The sequence below is a fragment of the Acinetobacter sp. X9 genome (genome assembly GCF_054889255.1).
In genome coordinates this window covers 1,906,029-1,925,485 of sequence record NZ_CM142679.1, presented here as the reverse complement: position 1 = coordinate 1,925,485, position 19,457 = coordinate 1,906,029, and the positions used below count along the sequence as shown (strand labels likewise).

At 38.1% G+C, this 19,457-nt stretch carries 17 protein-coding genes; 9 read left to right on the top strand and 8 right to left on the bottom strand.

All coding sequences use genetic code 11. The annotated features are described in order from the left end of the window. Positions 1-44: 44 nt before the first annotated feature. The 5 genes from ACYU0V_RS09150 to ACYU0V_RS09130 form a co-directional block, all read right to left on the bottom strand. Positions 45-1,217: a thiolase family protein gene (locus tag ACYU0V_RS09150; RefSeq protein WP_461849883.1), complete on the bottom strand. Its 1,173-nt coding sequence runs from the start codon at positions 1,215-1,217 to the stop codon at positions 45-47. A 65-nt stretch (positions 1,218-1,282) separates the two neighbouring features. After that, positions 1,283-2,692, bottom strand: coding sequence for a short-chain fatty acid transporter (locus tag ACYU0V_RS09145; RefSeq protein ID WP_461849881.1), 1,410 nt, complete (start codon positions 2,690-2,692; stop codon positions 1,283-1,285). 116 nt (positions 2,693-2,808) lie between these two features. Continuing rightward, entirely contained in the window at positions 2,809-3,450 is a 642-nt protein-coding gene (locus tag ACYU0V_RS09140; RefSeq protein ID WP_014206696.1) for a 3-oxoacid CoA-transferase subunit B, read from the bottom strand. Position 3,451: 1 nt separating this feature from the next. Further along, the gene (locus ACYU0V_RS09135; RefSeq protein ID WP_002113873.1) at positions 3,452-4,156 is read right to left on the bottom strand and encodes a CoA transferase subunit A; all 705 of its coding nucleotides are present in this window, start codon (positions 4,154-4,156) and stop codon (positions 3,452-3,454) included. Between the two features lie 245 nt (positions 4,157-4,401). Continuing rightward, entirely contained in the window at positions 4,402-5,283 is an 882-nt protein-coding gene (locus ACYU0V_RS09130; protein ID WP_461849878.1) for a LysR family transcriptional regulator, read from the bottom strand. Between the two features lie 807 nt (positions 5,284-6,090). Between ACYU0V_RS09130 and ACYU0V_RS09125 the strand changes: the two genes are divergently transcribed. The 4 genes from ACYU0V_RS09125 (at position 6,091) to ACYU0V_RS09110 (ending at position 10,411) form a co-directional block, all read left to right on the top strand. Beyond that, positions 6,091-6,429 (top strand): hypothetical protein, encoded by a 339-nt coding sequence (locus ACYU0V_RS09125; protein ID WP_279982607.1) that lies wholly within the window; start codon positions 6,091-6,093, stop codon positions 6,427-6,429. 430 nt (positions 6,430-6,859) lie between these two features. After that, positions 6,860-8,281, top strand: coding sequence for a GntP family permease (locus tag ACYU0V_RS09120; protein ID WP_461849876.1), 1,422 nt, complete (start codon positions 6,860-6,862; stop codon positions 8,279-8,281). Positions 8,282-8,314: 33 nt separating this feature from the next. Continuing rightward, positions 8,315-9,100 (top strand): 3-hydroxybutyrate dehydrogenase, encoded by a 786-nt coding sequence (locus ACYU0V_RS09115; protein WP_031960505.1) that lies wholly within the window; start codon positions 8,315-8,317, stop codon positions 9,098-9,100. A gap of 324 nt (positions 9,101-9,424) precedes the next feature. Next, a complete protein-coding gene (locus ACYU0V_RS09110) occupies positions 9,425-10,411 on the top strand; it encodes an AraC family transcriptional regulator (RefSeq protein WP_005076090.1) in 987 nt (328 codons plus the stop codon). 67 nt (positions 10,412-10,478) lie between these two features. On the opposite strand, the gene ACYU0V_RS09105 is transcribed toward ACYU0V_RS09110, so the two are convergent. After that, positions 10,479-11,822 carry an MFS transporter gene (locus ACYU0V_RS09105; protein ID WP_461849874.1) on the bottom strand — a complete coding sequence of 448 codons (1,344 nt, stop codon included), beginning with the start codon at positions 11,820-11,822 and terminating at the stop codon, positions 10,479-10,481. A 16-nt stretch (positions 11,823-11,838) separates the two neighbouring features. After that, complete coding sequence (locus ACYU0V_RS09100; RefSeq protein WP_461849872.1) at positions 11,839-13,092, bottom strand: OprD family outer membrane porin; 1,254 nt, start codon at positions 13,090-13,092, stop codon at positions 11,839-11,841. A 326-nt stretch (positions 13,093-13,418) separates the two neighbouring features. Between ACYU0V_RS09100 and ACYU0V_RS09095 the strand changes: the two genes are divergently transcribed. Genes ACYU0V_RS09095 through ACYU0V_RS09075 form a run of 5 tightly spaced genes read left to right on the top strand, consistent with a single transcriptional unit; the run spans position 13,419 to position 18,308 of the window. Next, positions 13,419-14,669, top strand: a complete 1,251-nt coding sequence (locus tag ACYU0V_RS09095; RefSeq protein WP_461849870.1) for a dienelactone hydrolase family protein — start codon at positions 13,419-13,421, stop codon at positions 14,667-14,669. A gap of 12 nt (positions 14,670-14,681) precedes the next feature. Then, positions 14,682-15,467: an SDR family oxidoreductase gene (locus tag ACYU0V_RS09090; RefSeq protein WP_461849868.1), complete on the top strand. Its 786-nt coding sequence runs from the start codon at positions 14,682-14,684 to the stop codon at positions 15,465-15,467. A gap of 43 nt (positions 15,468-15,510) precedes the next feature. Further along, positions 15,511-16,749: a styrene monooxygenase/indole monooxygenase family protein gene (locus tag ACYU0V_RS09085; RefSeq protein WP_199112525.1), complete on the top strand. Its 1,239-nt coding sequence runs from the start codon at positions 15,511-15,513 to the stop codon at positions 16,747-16,749. Between the two features lie 28 nt (positions 16,750-16,777). Next, entirely contained in the window at positions 16,778-17,308 is a 531-nt protein-coding gene (locus ACYU0V_RS09080) for a flavin reductase family protein (RefSeq protein WP_461849866.1), read from the top strand. A 52-nt stretch (positions 17,309-17,360) separates the two neighbouring features. Then, positions 17,361-18,308: a SphA family protein gene (locus ACYU0V_RS09075; RefSeq protein ID WP_461849864.1), complete on the top strand. Its 948-nt coding sequence runs from the start codon at positions 17,361-17,363 to the stop codon at positions 18,306-18,308. Between the two features lie 55 nt (positions 18,309-18,363). Here the strand turns inward: ACYU0V_RS09075 and ACYU0V_RS09070 are convergent, their stop codons facing one another. After that, complete coding sequence (locus ACYU0V_RS09070; RefSeq protein ID WP_461849862.1) at positions 18,364-19,416, bottom strand: AraC family transcriptional regulator; 1,053 nt, start codon at positions 19,414-19,416, stop codon at positions 18,364-18,366. Positions 19,417-19,457: the final 41 nt, after the last annotated feature.

Genomic DNA, 19,457 nt, shown 5'->3' with positions numbered 1-19,457 from the left:
GAAGGTGTAAGAAAAACTTTTACACCTTCTGTGTGGTTTGATTTTTAGATTTCAATTGCGACAGCTGTAGCTTCACCACCACCAATACATAATGCAGCAACACCTTTCTTTTTACCTAGGCGTTTTAAAGCATAGATAAGAGAAAGAATAATTCTTGAGCCAGTTGCGCCAATTGGATGGCCTAAAGCACAAGCACCGCCATGGACGTTTACTTTTGCTTCATCAATGCCGAGTTCATGAATTGGCGCCATTGCTACCATTGCAAAAGCTTCATTAATTTCCCAAGCATCTACCTCATCAACAGACCAGCCAGCACGCTTAAGTACTTTTTGAATTGCACTAATCGGAGCAATGGTAAATTCGCTTGGATGTTGTGAGTGAGTAGATGTTGCAACAATTTTTGCCAAAGTATTTAAACCATGACTTTGAGCATATTCTTCAGTGGTGAGTACTAAAGCAGCAGCGCCATCAGAAATTGAGCTTGAGTTAGCAGCTGTAATTGTCCCATCTTTACTAAAAGCTGGACGTAATGTTGGGATCTTCTCAAGATTCGCTTTTAATGGCTGTTCATCTTGATCGATAACTTCAACACCTTTACGTGTTTTTACTTCAACAGGAACAATTTCTTCTTTGAAGTAACCTTCCGTAATCGCAGTTTGCGCTTTTTTAAGTGAAGAAATTGCAAAGTCATCCATTTGCTCACGGGTAAAGCCTTTGGTATTTGCCATGTCTTGAGCAAAAGAACCCATTAAGCGGCCTGTTTCTGCATCTTCAAGACCATCTAAAAACATATGGTCCTTAATTTCACCATGACCCATACGGTAACCACCGCGAGCTTTCGGTAAAATATAAGGTGCATTGGTCATAGATTCCATACCGCCAGCTACAATAATATTGGCACTGCCTGCTTTTAGAGTATCAGATGCTATTAACACCGCTTTCATGGCAGAGCCACATAGTTTATTAATGGTAACTGCGCCGACATGATCAGGTACACCAGCTTTACGCATCGCCTGACGAGCAGGACCTTGGCCAATACCTGCACTCAATACACAACCAAAAATAACTTCATCTACTTGTTCAGAGGAAACACCTGCACGTTGGATCGATTCACGGATAACCGCAGCGCCTAGTTCTGGTGCAGTTAAAGCCGATAGGCTGCCTTGAAAACCGCCCATTGCAGTACGGCTACCTGAAACTATAACAATTGAACTCATCTTAATATCTCTTATTGATGTATTTGCTAAATTTGCCTTTAGCCGAAACTAAAGGCGCCGGTAAATTAAAAAGTAGGTGGGGTATAGCTAAGCGTTCTTCCAAAGAACCATAATAAAAATAAAACTAACGGAAAATGCACAACGAGTTGAGTGACTGTAAAACCAATCACATCTTTTGCTTTTAGTTTTAGAATGCCTAACATTGGAAGCATAAAGAATGGATTAATTAAGTTCGGTAAAGCTTCGGCTGCATTATAAATTTGTACAGACCAGCCTAAATGAACTTTCAAATCATTTGCTGCTTGCATAACATATGGGGCTTCAATAATCCATTTTCCACCACCAGACGGTACAAAGAACCCCAGAATCGCAGAGTAAATCCCCATCACGATTGCAAAGGTTTCTTTTGAAGCGATTGAAACGAAAAACTCAGCTATATAATGCGACAGCGATAAATCTTGACTGTTTAAAGCTTGCGTCATAATAAAAGCGATGCTTCCATAAAGTGGAAACTGAATTAAGATTCCTGATACAGCTGGAACTGCCTTTGAAACAGCATTTAAGAAGTTTCTTGGTGTTCCATGCAAGGCTAACCCAAGCATTAAAAACACAAAGTTGTATGTGTTTAAACTTGAAATAGCAATGATTGGATTGCTTTTTGAAAATTCAAAAAACATCCAGATTAAGCCTAATGCGACCACAATAATCGTTAAGATAAGCGAGTTTTCTAACCAGTCACCCGGACGCGTCGATTCTTGCTCATGTGGTTTGTCTTCTTCAAATTGAACATCAAAACTATCAATTGTTTTAACATTATTACCTTTTGGAGCTGACCAGTAAGCGATTGCGATTGATACAATAACCAAAATAATAGTCATTGCAATTGATTGCCAAAGGAAAATCGTTTCGGTAAATGGAATAACACCTGTCAGATTATAAATTGACTCAGGTAAACTAGTTTTATTCGCTTGAAGCTGTGCTGCCGAAGAGCTAATTCCCAGTGCCCAAGTTGCCCCCATACCAATAATTGCAGCCGCTGCCGCTGCACGGTAATCCATATTCAGCTCTTTACGTTTCGCTAATGCAATTACTAAAAGTGCAGTAAGAATCGTACTTACTGCCCAGTTGACTAGAGAAATTAACAAGCTGACAGTTGCAACTAAAACAATAGCACCACGTCCAGAATTTGGAATACGTGCCATTTTTTGGATTAGGAATTTTACGGGCTTAGATACAGAAACGACATAACCCACAATAATGAGCATCGTCATTTGCAGGGTAAAGGGAATAAGACTCCAGAAACCATTCCCAAAAGAAGTCGCGACATCGTGAATAGGTGCACCAATACCCAACGCAGCAATTGATACAATAATGACGCCAAGTAATGCAAAAATATATGAATCAGGAAACCATTTTTCAGACCAGTCACTAATCCGAAGAGCAAATCTTTCAAAAATTCCTTGCTGTTTTTCCATAGCTGAAAAAATCCTTCTCGTTCTTATTTATAGACAGCACATCCGGTGCTTTAAAGGGCTAAGACTCAAGCTCATTTACTAACTTGAGTCTTATCTGGCTAACTAAAAATTAGAATTTACGCAACTAAAGTTTTATAAAACTCGACACCTGTAGCAGCTTGAATCTGTTCAAGCGTGACATCTTTAGCAAGTTCAATCAGCTCTACGCCTTGCGGGGTAATATCCATTACACCTAAGTCAGTAATTACACGGTGAACCACGCCTTTACCTGTCAAAGGTAGGCTACAGTTTTTAACGATCTTTGGCGTACCATCTTTTGCACAGTGTTCCATAAGCACTACAACTTTTTGGACACCAACAACCAAGTCCATTGCGCCGCCCATACCTTTGACTTTTTTACCCGGAATCATCCAGTTCGCTAAGTCACCATTTTCGGAAACTTCCATTGCGCCTAAAATTGCAATGTTGACATGGCCACCGCGGATCATGGCAAAAGATTCTGAGCTTGAGAAAAAAGCAGCACCAGGGCGAGCTGTAACTGTTTGTTTACCGGCGTTAATTAAATCGGCGTCGACAGTTTCTTCGGTTGGAAACTCACCAATACCTAATAGGCCATTCTCAGATTGAAGCCAAACATTGATATTTTCAGGAATATAGTTGGCAACTAGAGTAGGTAAGCCAATACCTAAATTGACATAAAAACCGTCTTCAAGTTCTTTTGCAGCACGTTGTGCCATTTCATTACGTGACCAAGCCATTTTATACTGCCTCCGTGCTTAAAGTTTTATGCTCAATGCGTTTTTCAGGTGATGCATTCAGTACAATGCGGTTTACATAAATACCCGCTAAATGGATCTCATCCGGATCTAATTCACCAATTTCAACAACCTGTTCAACTTCGGCGATTGTAATTTTTCCAGCCATCGCACATTCAGGGTTAAAATTCTGAGCAGTTTTACGGAATACTAAGTTGCCAGCCTTGTCTGCCTTATAGGCCTTAACAAGAGCTACATCTGCTGTTAAAGATTCTTCTAAAATGTAGTTTTTGCCATTAAAGGTACGTTCTTCTTTACCTTCGGCAATGAGTGTACCAACGCCGGTTTGTGTATAAAACGCCGGAATACCAGCACCACCAGCACGTAACTTTTCAGCTAATGTACCTTGTGGAGTAAGTTCTACATCAAGTTCACCATTTAAATATTGGCGCTCAAATTCTTTGTTTTCACCAACATAAGAAGAGATCATTTTTTTGATCTGTTTTGTTTGAAGCAAAATACCTAAACCAAAATCATCTACACCTGCGTTATTTGAAATACATGTGAGACCAGTCACACCACTTTGCTTAACTGCAACAATCAATTTTTCCGGAATTCCACATAAACCAAAACCACCTACGGCAAGTGTTTGATTATCTGCAATAACGTCTTTTAGTGCTGCCTCTGCATTGGCATAAACTTTATTCATTCTATTGTTATCCTATATCCCTTAGTAATCTTAGTTTTAGCATCACATTTTACGTTATAGAAGTTAATTTTTTTAAATGATTAATAAGTATAATCAATGAATGGTTTCAAATCGTCTACAAAAGATCAGACGAACATAAAGCAAAATACTTTAAAAAATCACCTCATATCATTGAAAATTATAATAATTAATAGTTTTAGCTTAAGCGTATGCTTAGCTCATCCTAAAAAGCAGTCTTTAATTTTTTAAAATTTATACTGAATCAAAGCTTCAATAAACTGAGTCGAAATATTTGAAATTTCAAAGTTCTTTTTATAAACAATTCCTACAGTCTTATGAATAGATTCATCCTTTAACTCAATCAACACGTTATGTTCTTTATCAATGTGTTTAGCAAAGTGCCGTGGAATTGCACTTACCCCAATTCCATAAGCCACAAAACTTGAAAGTGATGAAATTTGATGACATTCCACTTTTAAATCGAGCGTTATATTATTTCGCAAACAATTTTGCTCAACTAAATAACGAACAATTGACGGTTTTTGTAAGGTCACAAATGGGTTTGAACAAAGCTCATGCCATGTAATAGAAGGTAATTGAGCGAGTGGATGAGTCTTAGGTAATAGAGCTAAGAAATCTTCTTCAAATAGAGGTTTAAACTCTAAGCCTTCGGTGAGATCTGGTTCAAAACAAATACCAAGCTCGAAAATACCATCTTGTACTTTTTCTATAATGGTTTCATTGGGAATATCGTGAATTGAAAAGTTAAGATTAGGATGAAGTTCTAAAAATTGATGAATCACCTCAGGCAAAATTGCATGAGTCACAAAGGGCATTGAGGCAATACTTAAAGTTCCACGATTGAGCTTAAAACGTTGTTTAACATCGTTTTCCATTTCATCCCAATTGGCGAGTAATTTTTTAGCATAGGGAATGAGGGATTTACCTTCTTGTGTAAGCTCAACACGGCGAGTATTACGGTTAAAGAGCTTTCCGCCTAATTCTTCCTCTAAGCTTTTGATGGTGAGACTTAAAGCAGACTGGCTGAGATGTAGCTCTAATGATGCATTAGCATAGTTGAGTGTACGCGCAAGGGCTAAAAAAGCTTTTAATTGTTTAAGCGTCATTTCTTTCCTTTAGATTGCCCAACTCACCTAGAAGGGTAATTTATACGAAAATTTGTCTAATATGATGTTTTTTGAAAAAAATTATAAAAATAAAGAAGAGGACAGTAGGCTGAGCTGATACTCAATATTAAAATTAATAAATTTTGGTCATAGTTCCAACCTGGCTTTGCTTCAATAAAAATTTATTCTGAAATTGATACAGAGATTTTAGATGCTAAACACCCTAACCGTCCGCCATTTAAGATCTATAGTAAGATAACTAGATCAGCTCAAGTAGCGAACGAGTAAAAGTGGGTTGAAAATATTGACAACGTGCTCAATGACTACGAAAAGAAACTGATTGTCGAGCTTTCTAAACAAATTCAGTAACTTTCATTAGGCATTTGATATTTCTTTAAATTAAAAAGCACTTTAGGGTGCTTTTTGTATCTTAGTATTTTAGCCCATAAGCGGTATTAATATTGAGAGAAGTAGAAAAGTGAGCTAAGAATTACAAATAACTTTTGTAATGAATTGTGGTAGATTTTTAATAATTAAGCTTTTTATAATATTTTCGTATACCATTACCTGATTAAAAATAATTAAAATCTCTAAGGTAAAATTGAATGAATAAGATAGCCGGAATTTTGATAGTTGCTCTTCTTTTTTGTATTTTTGCTAACTGTGAAAGTTTCAAATTATTAAAATTTGATCAAAACACAAGTGCTAAAATTAACAAAACTCTTCCTAAAAACTAATCCATCTAAGGGTGGTTTTTTTATATCTTGAACCTTTAAATTTTATTTATTAATAATAAAGGGTAATTTCATGAGAACAACATTAATTGGAGCTTTATTCTTAACGTTTGGAGCCTCAGTAAGTGCCGCATCGAAAATTGAAAAAGAGGAAACAAAAAATTTTTCAACAATGAAGCAGTGCATTGAATGGTTAGATTCTAAATATCCAAATAGTAAGTGGCATGACAATAAAGGTACTTCTTGGAAATTAGAAAATAATAATTCAAATTTTCTATCTGGGTTTACTCATGTTCCTAGCGAGAAGAATCAAAAACTCATACATTCAGTGGCCATTTATTGCAAATTAAAAGAAACAAGCACCGAAGGCCTTTTCTATGAAGGAAAATATATTGTTATAGAGGCTATTTAGTTTAGATTTTGATTGACTGAACCCACTCATCAAGTGGGTTTTCTTAATCGCTAATAGATTATTGATCTCAGCTAAGAAAATATTTATTAAATTAATTTAAAAAATATATTATTTAATTGTCTTTATTAAATAATGTAGAAATATTAATTTAATTTACTCAATAACTAATAAGTTTTATAAAATAATAATATTTTTTAATTAATTAAATTTTACCAATAAAACAACTTAACTATTTGTATTGCATATATATTTTAAAATTTAAATAAATCACATTGTTTTTAAATATTTTAGTGATATTTTATTTTTAAGCTCATTTACCTATTACCACACTTGGATATTGTGATTTTTATCACTATAGGTTTGGGATAACCTAAATATCTTTTGGTAATTTTATTGAACCTAATATCTATTCTTTAGGGAGAAGGAATATATGTGGGAATTATTTGTAATTCTACTTTCGCTTGGGCTGTTGATGTATACAGCTTACAAGGGCTTTTCAGTCATTCTCATGGCACCAATTTGTGCCTTACTCGCTGTTTTACTCATTAACCCAGCCAATGTCTTACCGTTTTATTCGGGTGTATTTATGCCCAAAATGGTGAACTTTATTAAAGATTACTTTCTTGTATTTTTACTCGGGGCAATTTTCGGTAAAGTCGTTGAAATGTCAGGAATTGCTGAATCTATTGCACGAACCATTGTGAGATGGATTGGGGCAAAAAAAGCAATTTTAACGGTTGTATTATTAGGTGCAATTTTAACCTATAGCGGTGTTAGTTTATTTGTTGCTGTATTTGCCATTTATCCTTTTGCAAACCAGCTATTTAGACAAGCCAATATTCCAAAACGTTTAATTCCGGGAACCATCGCGCTTGGTGCATTTACATTCACTATGGATGCATTACCAGGTACGCCACAAATTCAAAACGTAATTCCAACTACATTCTTTGGCACCAATATTTATGCTGCACCATTTCTAGGAATTATCGGTGCTATCTTTGTTCTATGCATGGGTTTGGCTTACTTAGAATGGCGTCGCCGAGCTGCTGCAAAAGCAGGCGAAGGGTATTCTGGTTTTGGCGCAGACAATACACAGCCTCAAGAAATTGAAGCCGATATGAACTTGCAAAAGAATGGAAGTACCGCTCGTCAGTTCTTAGCGTTTGTACCCCTTATTCTTGTTGCAGTAATGAATAAATATTTGTCTAAAGCAATTAAAGAGTGGTACCCAAATGGCTTTGATTTTGCCACTGTGGGTCTGGCGGATTACACCGTAGATGTTGCGAAAACTGGTGCGATCTGGGCGGTGGGCCTTGCGCTGATTGTCGGGATTATTTCCGCAATTTTATTTGATTATCAGCGTGTAGTGACGAACTTCAAAGAAGGCATTAATGCCAGTATTGGTGGCTCACTTTTAGCAGTCATGAATACAGCTTCTGAGTATGGTTTCGGGGCAATTATTGCTTCATTACCGGGCTTTGCTCTGATTAGCCATGCAATGAGCAGTACCTTCACAAATCCTTTAGTGAATGGGGCTGTGACCACAACCGTTTTAGCAGGTATTACCGGTTCAGCTTCTGGTGGTATGAGTATCGCTTTAAGTGCGATGGCTGAACAATATAACGCCGCGATTTTAGCTGCGGGTATTCCACCAGAAGTCATGCACCGTGTAGTTGCTATGGCATCGGGGGGAATGGATACACTCCCGCACAACGGCGCGGTAATTACTTTACTCGCTGTTACAGGTTTAACCCATAAACAGTCGTATAAAGATATTTTTGCAGTCACGGTAATTAAAACGTTAGCGGTATTTGTGGTCATTACGGTCTTTACCGTAACGGGTATTGTTTAAATCAGCACGTTATAAGTATTAAGGAGTAAATAAATGACAAAACTTTTAGACGGTAAGGTCGCTTTTATTACAGGTTCTGCAAGTGGTATCGGTCTAGAGATTGCTAAGAAATTTGCTCAAGAAGGTGCCAAAGTTGTTATTTCTGATATGAATGCTGAAAAGTGTCAAGAAACGGCGAACTCACTTAAAGAACAAGGTTTTGATGCATTATCTGCACCATGTGATGTGACCGATGAAGATGCTTATAAACAAGCAATTGAGCTGACTCAAAAGACCTTTGGTACGGTTGACATTTTAATTAACAATGCTGGCTTTCAACATGTTGCGCCTATTGAAGAATTTCCAACGGCTGTTTTTCAAAAGTTAGTTCAAGTCATGTTAACGGGGGCATTTATTGGTATTAAACATGTTTTTCCAATTATGAAAGCTCAAAAATATGGTCGTATTATTAATATGGCCTCAATTAATGGCTTGATTGGTTTCGCTGGAAAAGCAGGTTATAACAGTGCTAAACACGGCGTAATTGGCCTAACAAAAGTTGCGGCATTAGAATGTGCACGCGATGGTATTACGGTAAATGCTCTATGCCCGGGTTATGTAGATACACCGTTGGTTCGTGGGCAAATTGCAGATTTGGCTAAAACCCGTAATGTAAGTTTAGACAGCGCACTTGAAGATGTGATTTTGGCAATGGTTCCTCAAAAGCGTTTGCTCTCTGTTGAAGAAATTGCTGACTATGCGATTTTCCTTGCGAGTAGCAAAGCAGGTGGGGTAACAGGCCAAGCTGTTGTTATGGATGGTGGTTACACCGCTCAATAATTTAACTATTTAAAAAGCCGCTTATTTTAAATAGGCGGTTTTTTATTTTAAATAACTTACGATAGTCTATTGTTCAAAATAATGATTTATATCTACTCTATTTGCTTATAAAAAATCTAATAAAATAAGTTTGTTAAGGTATAAAATTATACTTTAAAGGTATTTAACTTATTTCTATTTTTAAAATTTAATAGAGTATGAGAAAGTAATCTTTACTCTCTTTCTTGATTCGATATTTTTCAGGAAAACTCGTCAATTAAAGGATATTAATTGGCATACAAGTTGCTTTTTAAGCAATAAGTTATTTAGCTAGGTGAAAAGGATATGATATCACTCAGCCAACAGATGGAACTCAATCATTATTCACGCAAAGCTGAATTTGCGCAGAATTTGATGTCCACAATTTGTGGTGAACACCGTCTAGATACAATTTACAAAGACACTCTCGATTTTCACTATGACGGAATGCGTTTGCCCAATAAAAAAATGGCGATCGGAACAATCAGTTATGGTGCAAATGTTGCCATTAACATCTCAAATTTAAAAGCATATAGTATTAGTTTGCCGATACAAGGTCGACAAGCTCTCAATATTCGTGGTGCTCATTATCAGTCTGATGAAAACAGAGGCCTTATTGTTTCAAATAACGATCAACAAGATTTGATTATTGATAAAGATTGCAGAAAATTTCAGGTGGTTATTCCTGAGCGAAGTATGCAGATTGTCCTTGCGGATCTACTGAATAAACCTATAGAAACGCCTATTATTTTTAATCCTGAAATGCATTTGGACTCGGAGCAACTGATTGGTGCATGGTGGAAAAATATTCAGAATTTTTTACAGCTAAAATCGCAGTATAGCAATTTTTATGGTTTGCAGATGTTATCTGAAGACTATGAAAATTTTGTAATTAAAGCCTTACTATTATCTCAAGAAAACAACTACTCTGAAGCCTTAAAGTCACTTTCACATCAAGATGAGCCAGCTTATATCCGTAAGGTTCGTAATTTTATTATTGAACATGCGCATGAAGAAATCTGTGCAGAAGACTTGCAGCGTCTGGCTGGGGTTTCAAAATCAAAATTGTATGATGAATTTCAACAATACTACGGCACCAGCCCAATGTCGTATTTAAAAAAATATCGTCTCCAACAAATTTACAAAATCCTGAGCACCACAGGTGCAGATAGAAAGGTTTCTATTTCAAAGCTTGCCTATGACTGGGGCTTTAACCATTTGAGTCGTTTTTCTCAAGAATATCGTGAAGAGTTTGGAGAAAATCCAAGTGAGACCAAAGGCAAAATTTTCTGATATTTAATTTTCGCAATAAAAAACTGATTTAGTTGCCTAAATCAGTTTTTTATTTATCGCTTAATATTTATAGACTTTCTTCGAGCTTTAACACTTGTTTGTTTTTAGATTTCTCATAAATTACTTTTAGGCTAAGTGCAATAAATGAGATGAAGGTTGGTATTGCTAGAATAAAGAAAATACCGCTTAAGCTTAGGTTAAAAGTGAAAATAAGCGATCCAAAGAAAGCGCCTAAAATTGCACCGATACGACCAATACCATGCATCCATGAAACACCAACCGCGCGGCACACTGCTGGATAGAACATAGCTGCAAGTGGCAGTAATGAAGACTGTGCACCAGCGAGTAATGCACCAATTAAGAAAATAGTAAGACCTAATAAGAAAATATTTGAGCTCACTAGACCTGCAACAATGAATAGGGCAAAAGCAATGAGATATGAATATTTAATGACTGTAGTTGGATTCAGCTTATCCATGTACCATCCCATAATGGTTGCACCAATTACACCACCAAAAGGGAAAATCGCGGCAATTAAACTAAACTGTTGAGTACTAAAACCTGCTGTTTTTAAAATCGTTGGCATCCAGCTTGTTAAAAGATAAAACACTAATAGACTGGTAAAGCAGCAGAGCCAAAGCATGCTTGAACCCCAAAGGTATTTACCTAAAACGACTTTAACTGGATTTTCATCTGAAGCATTTTCTGCTTGAGTTAAAACAAGTTTTACCGGCTCTTGGAAGGAATGTCCTTGAATATTCTCTAAAATACGCTGAGCTTTGTCTTGTTTATGACGTGTAATTAAGTATTGAGTTGATTCAGGTAATTTAAGCAATAAAGCAACCACTAAAATTAGGGGAATGCTTCCACCAATAATAATCACTTTTGCCCAGCCATAGCTTTCTAATAGATAAGCGGATAACACACCGCCGCAAGAAATACCCAGCATAAAACCACAGCCAGCAAGACCTGTAAGGAATGCTTTACGTTTTACGGGCATATATTCAGAGACAATCGTACTGATGTTTGGCATGGCTGCGCCTAAACCAACACCTGTAATAAAGCGATAAATCATTAAGTCTTGGGTTGAATTGGCAAAGCCACACAAAATCGTAAATATGGAAAATAAAAGGCTTGTAAAAACAATAACGCCTTTGCGGCCAAACTTATCGGACAGAGGCCCAGAAATAATTGCACCGATCGACATACCGACTAAAGCAGCACTTAAAACTGGAGCAAGCTGAGGCTTGGTAATTCCCCAATCATCGAGCAATGCTGGAGCAACAAAACCAATAATTCCTGTATCTAGACCATCACAGAAGAAGACAAAAAAGCCTAGGATAAAAACCATCCACTGTAATGGAGACAGTTTTTCGCGATTGATAATCGTGTTTGCATCTATCGTTTTCATACGTATTCCTTATTCATTAAAATTTTTTGCTGTAATTGACGAAGAAACGGTTTTCAGAGAAATCGTTTCCATGCTTAACGTCGTAATTGATAAAGATGTATTGAAGAGCTAAACCTTTGAGGAGTGGCTGTTGAAGGGCATAATTGACAATAACGTTTGCTTCACTTTCTTTATTTTTTAAGCCATCTACTGTCTTAAAGTGATCGCCATATACATACTTCAAAGTGATATTTAGGCCCGGCACATAATCTTTAAAGTCATAGCCATAGATGAAGTGATAAGACTTTTCATCTTGTTTGAAGAAACCAGTCGTATTCCAGTTAATGAAATAAGTTTCAGGCAAGAAACCATCTGGTAACGGGTAAGCAGACTCACCAATAATTTGCTGATAACCCACACCAAAACTATGATTTTTTATTTTAAGCGTTTCTAGTAACCCTACATTTTGTGCGTCGATGTCAAAAAGGTGTCCATTGTCTTTGGCATTGAAATATTTGAATTTTGAATTAACTGAAAAATTAGCGTTTTTCCATAGGTGGTCAACGCCGACATAATGTTTGTTATATAAATCCTCCATATTCCCAAAGTAATATTCACCCTTCAATGTAGGCGTAAATTGATAGCGAAGATCTATGTAATTAAGGCCATCAGAGTAGCCAGTCACGCCTTTTGAGGTAAAAGAAAATCGATGGAAATCTTCTTCATTTCGTGGTGATACTTTTTCAATACGGCCAATTTCTGCAAAAAGCTTATCGTTTATCTGGCTCTTAAGATTAGTTCCCCAATAAGACGTCAGGAGTTGTCGGCTTGCATCTACAGTGGTTACGGGTAAATCCAGCCATAATTCACCAATGCTGAGTAGCGTCTTGTTATAGCCTAGCTTTAAGGTCGCGCCATATTTTAGATAATCAGGTGCTTGAGACTGCGTGGCTTTATCAAAAGGTAATACCGTATCTGCAACATGTTTATCTTGGCTTAAACGAACCGCATATTGTGCTGAAGCATTTGCGCCAATTTGAATTGGGGTTCCACCAATTTCTAACGGCGTATCATGCATATTTGAGTTGTAAAATAGAGAAACTGATTGTGACCAGCTACCTGTATCTTTTACATCTGGATTGTCATAGTTTCTGTCTATATATGCATTTTTTGATGTAAATTTCCATTCTTCATCCGCTGAATAAGCCTGAGTAGAAAATGCACTACAACATAAAATATTGATGAGGATTAACGTTTTTTGTTGTCCATAAATTGGCCATGGTCGATGCATAAATAAACGCCTTAATTTAGAAAATGACTGGGCTTTTTTTATGTAATTAAACGAATTACATGACTTGATTGAACTATTTTTAGCCAATCGTCACTATCCTATAAGTCCTAATCTTCATCCATTTTTTCCAAATTAAATAAAAAGCATTAATTTAATTTTTTAGTTTAAACTTTTGAAATATAGGTATTTCTTGTTTTTTTAAGTTTTATCCAGTTTGATGAATTTTGATAATTGCGCAGAGATTGGATAGTGCTTGCAGCTTTTGGACAGTCTAAAAAAAAATTCGGATAGAAGATAAAGCCATAACAATGTCAGGAGTTGACACTATGGCTGGTCAAACCGTTCAAATTAAAACAGCATCTGGAAAGCAGTTCAGTGCATATCTAGCGACACCAGAAACAGGAAAAGGACCTGGAGTGGTGCTTTGTCAGGAAATCTTTGGGGTGAATGCGGCCATGCGAGAAAAAGCAGAATTTCTTGCAGAAGAAGGCTATACCGTTTTAGTTCCTGATTTATTTTGGCGTGTAGCACCTAATATTGAACTGAGTTATACACCAGAAGATTTTCAAAAAGCTTTTGAACTTTATCAGCAATATGACGAAAACCTCGGTGTTGAAGATATTCAAGACAGCTTATCTTTTTTAAAGACTCGACCAGAATGTGACACTTCTACAGGCCTCGGCGTGGTGGGCTATTGTTTAGGTGGAAAGCTTGCTTATCTAGCAAGCTGCCGACTTTCTGACGTGGCATGTGCCGTAGGTTATTACGGTGTAGGAATCGAAAAAGCATTAGATGAGTTAGCTAACGTAAAAGGACGTTTGGTTTTACATATTGCAGAACTAGACCAATTTACACCGCCAGATGTGAGACAAGCGATTGTCGATGCGGCTAACCAATATTCAAATGTACAAGCCTATGTTTACGAAGGTGTTGATCATGCTTTTGCACGACCAAAAAGCAATCATTACCACAAACCTTCAGCACGCTTTGCCCACGAGCGTACAGTAACAGCTCTACATGACACGATTGGACCGAAATATGACCTAGTTGCCTTATGGGAAGAGCATATTCGGCATGAGTTTGATACGCGTGATGTGCCAGCAACCATGGCAACAATGGTCGCAGAACCGTATGTGAACCATATTCCAACTTTAACTGGTGGTGTAGGCCAAAGCCAGCTTGCTCGTTTTTATCAATATCACTTTGTCCATCAAAACCCGAAAGATATGAAGATCACCTCGATCTCTCGTACGGTTGGCTCAACGCAAGTGGTAGACGAGTTCATTATGAGCTTTACACACGACGCTGAAATTGACTGGTTATTACCGGGTGTAAAACCGACTGGTAAATATGTCGAGATTCCAATGTTAGGTGTAATTCAGTTCAGAGGTTCAAAGCTATGCCATGAGCATATTTACTGGGACCAAGCATCTGTACTTGTTCAAATTGGTTTATTAGACCCAACAGGCTTACCAGTTGCAGGTGTCGAGACAGCTCGAAAACTTCTTGATGAAGATCTTCCTTCCAATACGTTGATGCCATCTTGGTCAAGTAGTGAAGGCAAACCAGTCAATTAAGGAGCATCTGCAATGAATATAGATTTAAAAGGAAAAGTCGCTGTGGTGAGTGGCGGTGCAACACTGATTGGTAAAGCTGTTGTACAAGCTTTGGTAAGTGCGGGCGCTCATGTCGCTATCTTAGATATTGATGCCAAAGGCAAGTCAATTGCAGAAAACTTTAACCATGATGTGATGTTTATTCAAACCGATTTAACCAGCGATGCGGCTATTCAACAAGCTATAGCGGATATTCACCAACATTTAGGTGAAGTGAGTTACTTGGTCAATCTAGCATGTACCTACTTAGATGACGGTTTTAAATCTTCACGTCAGGACTGGTTACAAGCACTCGATCTTAATTTGGTCTCTACCGTTGAGCTGAGCCGTGCTTTATACCATGACCTAAAAAAGCAACAAGGTTCAATCGTTAATTTTACTTCAATCTCGGCCAAAGTGGCGCAAACAGGGCGCTGGTTATATCCGGTTTCTAAAGCCGCGATACGTCAACTCACACAAAGCATGGCAATGGATTTTGCTGCCGACGGTATTCGCGTCAACTCCGTTTCACCGGGTTGGACATGGTCGCGAGTCATTGCAGAAGTCAGTGGTAATAACCGTGAAAAGGCCGATAGCGTGGCAGCCGATTATCACTTACTAGGCCGATTGGGCCATCCCGAAGAAGTCGCCAACGTGGTTTTGTTTTTATTGTCACCTGCTGCGAGCTTTGTCACCGGAGCAGATTACGCAGTCGACGGTGGCTATTCAGTGATGGGCCCTGAAGGATCACAGCCTGCTATTCCACGCTTAGCCGAATAGCACAGCGTTTTAAAAGTACATTTAGAAAATTATGGAGAATATTATGCGCCGTATTGCAATTGTTGGAGCAGGACAGTCTGGTTTACAGCTTGGTTTGGGGTTATTAGATACAGGTTATGACGTGACCATGATCACCAATCGAACTGCCGACGAAATCCGTCAAGGTAAAGTCATGTCAAGCCAGTGTATGTTTCATACCGCTTTACAAACTGAACGTGACTTGGGACTAAATTTCTGGGAAGAACAATGTCCAGCAGTAGAAGGCATTGGGCTAGCTTTAGTTAACCCTGAAAATGGCGGTAAAGCATTTGAATGGAGTGCTCGTCTTGAGCGCTACGCTCAATCAGTCGATCAACGCGTCAAAATGCCATATTGGATGGAAGAATTTGAACGCCGTGGCGGTCGATTGGTGATTCAGGATGTTGGTATAGAAGAGTTAGAACAACTCGCAAACGACTACGAACTTGTCTTACTCGCGGCTGGTAAAGGTGAAGTTGTTAAACAGTTTGAGCGTGATGATGCACGCAGTGTTTTTGATAAACCTCAGCGCGCTTTGGCTTTGACCTATGTCAAAAATATGAAGCCAATTTCACCATACTCTCGTGTGACTTTTAACATTATTCCCGAAGTCGGTGAGTACTTTTCATTTCCAGCACTTACCGTGAATGGGCCTTGCGACATTATGGTCTTTGAAGGTATTCCAAATGGGCCAATGGACTGTTGGCAAGATGTCAAAACACCTGAACAGCATCTGCAATGTAGTTTGGATTTGCTCAAAAAATTTGTGCCTTGGGAATATGAACGTTGTACAAATGTTGAGCTAACCGATGCAGGCGGATATTTGGCAGGGCGTTTCCCGCCGACAGTACGCAAACCAATTTTGACATTACCGTCTGGCAAGCAAATTTTTGGTATGGCAGATGCCTTGGTGGTCAATGATCCAATTACTGGTCAAGGCTCAAACAACGCTGCTAAGTGTAGCAAAATCTATTTCGATGCCATTTTAGCCAATGATAATCAAAGATTTAGCGAACAATGGATGGCTCAAACTTTTGAACGTTATTGGGCTTATGCAGAAAAAGTCGTGGCTTGGACTAATAGTTTGTTAGTACCACCGCAGCCACATGTTGTTGAACTATTAGCAGCCGCAAGCCAAAACCAGAGCATTGCTTCGATTATGGCCAATAACTTTGATGACCCACGCGCATTTGCTCCTTGGTGGTTTGATGCAGATCAGGCTCAGGCATTCTTGGCTTCAAAAACCGCAGCAAAAGTAGCTTAAGGGCAAAACAGCAAAGGGAGAATTAAAAATGGACATTATTGAAACTTTAGCTTTACAAGCAATTAATGCTGAAAACCCAAGAGAAATCCGTAATTTACTTGGACAGTTTGCAACTGGCGTTACAGTGATTACAACTCGTGGTAAAGATGGTCGGAAGATAGGCATGACAGCCAATTCATTTTCATCGCTGTCTTTAGATCCGCCATTAATTTTGTGGAGTCTATCAAAAACAGCGCCAAGTTTGTCTGATTTTGTAGAAGCTGAATATTTTGCCATCCACATGTTGGCGCAAGAGCATCATCAGCTTTCGGGGCATTTTGCTCGAGGTGCCGAAGACAAATTTGCAGGCATTGCCCATCAACAATGCAATGCTGGCGTTCCAATTTTATCCGATGCACTCGCAACCTTGGTTTGCCGCAATGTAAATCAATATGAAGGCGGAGATCACCTGATTTTTATTGGTCAAATTGAACAATACCAACAGCGCCAAGGTGAACCATTGGTATTCCACGCAGGAAAGTATCGGATTGCCGCTGAGCATCCAGAATTAGCAGATTAATTCACCATAATCACGATCAATCCGGTCGTGATTTTTTATAGGAAATAAGAAGATGAAAAGCACTTTAATTAAACATGGATTTTTAGCAGGGACATTGTTGGGTTTGCCATTGATTACACATGCCTATGATTTACCGACCGTAAACTTAGGTATGACCAGCTTTCTCGATGGTGGTTTACCCGCAGGGCCCGGTTGGTATGCTCAAACCTATTTTCAAAATTACGATAGCAATAAACTGGTCGATTCCAATGGACAAAAACTCGGTTTACCTAAAACAGATTTAAATTATCAAGTCCTGGTTGAACAGATTAGTTATTTATCAAATGTCCGAGTAAAAGATAAAGCCAGTTTAGGTATAAATTTTTTAATTCCTTTTGTCAGCAAAATGGACATGGATGATGGCTTGAATAATGCTGCCATTAAAGCCCAAAGTGGCTTTGGGGACATTATGATTGGACCTTTTATTCAGTTTGATCCAGTCATGCGTGCACAAGGGCCAAAATTTGTACATCGTTTTGAATTTCAGGTGAATTTACCTACGGGCGAATACGATCAACAAAAAGATATTAACCCAAGTAATAATGCTGTTTCATTTGATCCTTATTGGGCTGCCACATATTGGTTTAATCCCAAATGGACCGCTTCCACACGTATTCATTATCTCTATAACTTTAAGAATAATGACCCAAGCTATGCTTTTGCTGGAACAAATGATATGCAGGCAGGGCAAGCAATTCATGCAAACTTCGCAACAGACTATGCCATTACTGAACAGTTCCGCTTAGGACTAAATGGTTATTGGCTAAAACAAGTCACGGACACCGAAGTTGATGGTGAAAAAGTCAAAGGCCGACGTGAACAAGTCTGGGCGATTGGTCTGGGTGCGATGTATAGTTTTTCTAAAAATGATCACTTGGTTGCAAATGCTTATTTTGAGCAAGATGCTGAAAATCGACCAGAGGGAACACGACTACAAGTTCGTTATGTCCATCATTTTTAATTCATAAAAAAAGCCTTTTATATCAAAAATATAAAAGGCTTTTATCTATTTTAGTTTAAGAAAAAGTTGAAGTAATTAAGCCTTCACTGTGACCAGATCGGCGAGTAGACGAAGGTAACTCACCATAACGGCGTTTATATTCTTGAGAAAAACGGCCTAAATGGCTAAATCCCCATTTAAATGCAACGTCTGTGACCGATAGATTTTCATTGTGCATCAGCTCTAAATGGGCTTGCTCAAAGCGTAACTCTTTTAAATAAGACATTGGGGTTGTCCCCAAATAATTTTTAAAACCGGTAAATAGCGTTCTCACACTCACGCCTGCATGTTCAGCCAAAATTTCGACATTAAGCGGCTCATGTAAATGTTCTTTAATATAGGCTTCTGTGCGCTTTACGAAATAAGGAGAGACTGTTTTTTCTTTATGCTGGTCTATTTTATGCAACGCATTATTGGGTTGACCATAAATAAGTGCATTAAACAAATTTGACTCAAATTGTTTAAAGGCTAAAGGATGATGAAGCGGGTGTTGATCACAGGCTAAAGCATCCATCAAGGTTCTAACGAGCTGTAAAAAATAGGCTCCACTTTGTGTAGAAAAGTCTAATTTTGGGTCGAAAACGAGTAAGTTATTTTCTGAATCAGCAATATGCTGACGGCAATGATACGTAAAATCATCCTTTGAAACTTTTAAAATGAGCTGCGGTGAGTTCGCGTGCCAGCGCATACGTAACGATTGCTGAGGAGAAATAAGAGATGCAACTTGAGAATAAGAAATAAACCTTTGTGAACCAAACTCGATTTCTGCATAGCCTTGAGTTGGAATTTGAATTAAGTAAAAGTTATCCAGATGATCTGGTTCAATAATGACATCTGCGCCATATTCCAAGCGACTAATAGACAATGCGCCTGTTTTAACATGGTGCATGGTTGCACTGAAATCTCGCTTCTGCTGAGAGATTTTAAGATCATGTGGTTTAAAAATTTGCCCGACATTTCGGCAAGTTTCGCTTAAATCGTGGTGATCAAACACCAGATTATGATTGGTAAAGATAGACTCATTTTGAAAATGACGCCCACTGAGTTCTGGGGAGTTGGCTTGGTTCATATTTATCCCTTTTGGCTCACTCCTGTATTTACTGTGCAAAA

Excerpts from the sequence above, each read along its gene's own strand:
- ACYU0V_RS09100 (WP_461849872.1), bottom strand. The coding sequence starts at position 13,092 with ATGCATCGACCATGGCCAATTTATGGACAACAAAAAACGTTAATCCTC.
- ACYU0V_RS09070 (WP_461849862.1), bottom strand. The coding sequence starts at position 19,416 with ATGAACCAAGCCAACTCCCCAGAACTCAGTGGGCGTCATTTTCAAAAT.
- ACYU0V_RS09140 (WP_014206696.1), bottom strand. The coding sequence starts at position 3,450 with ATGGCTTGGTCACGTAATGAAATGGCACAACGTGCTGCAAAAGAACTT.
- ACYU0V_RS09105 (WP_461849874.1), bottom strand. The coding sequence starts at position 11,822 with ATGAAAACGATAGATGCAAACACGATTATCAATCGCGAAAAACTGTCT.
- ACYU0V_RS09135 (WP_002113873.1), bottom strand. The coding sequence starts at position 4,156 with ATGAATAAAGTTTATGCCAATGCAGAGGCAGCACTAAAAGACGTTATT.
- ACYU0V_RS09075 (WP_461849864.1), top strand. The coding sequence starts at position 17,361 with ATGAAAAGCACTTTAATTAAACATGGATTTTTAGCAGGGACATTGTTG.
- ACYU0V_RS09130 (WP_461849878.1), bottom strand. The coding sequence starts at position 5,283 with ATGACGCTTAAACAATTAAAAGCTTTTTTAGCCCTTGCGCGTACACTC.
- ACYU0V_RS09090 (WP_461849868.1), top strand. The coding sequence starts at position 14,682 with ATGAATATAGATTTAAAAGGAAAAGTCGCTGTGGTGAGTGGCGGTGCA.
- ACYU0V_RS09080 (WP_461849866.1), top strand. The coding sequence starts at position 16,778 with ATGGACATTATTGAAACTTTAGCTTTACAAGCAATTAATGCTGAAAAC.
- ACYU0V_RS09150 (WP_461849883.1), bottom strand. The coding sequence starts at position 1,217 with ATGAGTTCAATTGTTATAGTTTCAGGTAGCCGTACTGCAATGGGCGGT.
- ACYU0V_RS09125 (WP_279982607.1), top strand. The coding sequence starts at position 6,091 with ATGAGAACAACATTAATTGGAGCTTTATTCTTAACGTTTGGAGCCTCA.
- ACYU0V_RS09110 (WP_005076090.1), top strand. The coding sequence starts at position 9,425 with ATGATATCACTCAGCCAACAGATGGAACTCAATCATTATTCACGCAAA.
- ACYU0V_RS09115 (WP_031960505.1), top strand. The coding sequence starts at position 8,315 with ATGACAAAACTTTTAGACGGTAAGGTCGCTTTTATTACAGGTTCTGCA.
- ACYU0V_RS09120 (WP_461849876.1), top strand. The coding sequence starts at position 6,860 with ATGTGGGAATTATTTGTAATTCTACTTTCGCTTGGGCTGTTGATGTAT.
- ACYU0V_RS09085 (WP_199112525.1), top strand. The coding sequence starts at position 15,511 with ATGCGCCGTATTGCAATTGTTGGAGCAGGACAGTCTGGTTTACAGCTT.
- ACYU0V_RS09095 (WP_461849870.1), top strand. The coding sequence starts at position 13,419 with ATGGCTGGTCAAACCGTTCAAATTAAAACAGCATCTGGAAAGCAGTTC.
- ACYU0V_RS09145 (WP_461849881.1), bottom strand. The coding sequence starts at position 2,692 with ATGGAAAAACAGCAAGGAATTTTTGAAAGATTTGCTCTTCGGATTAGT.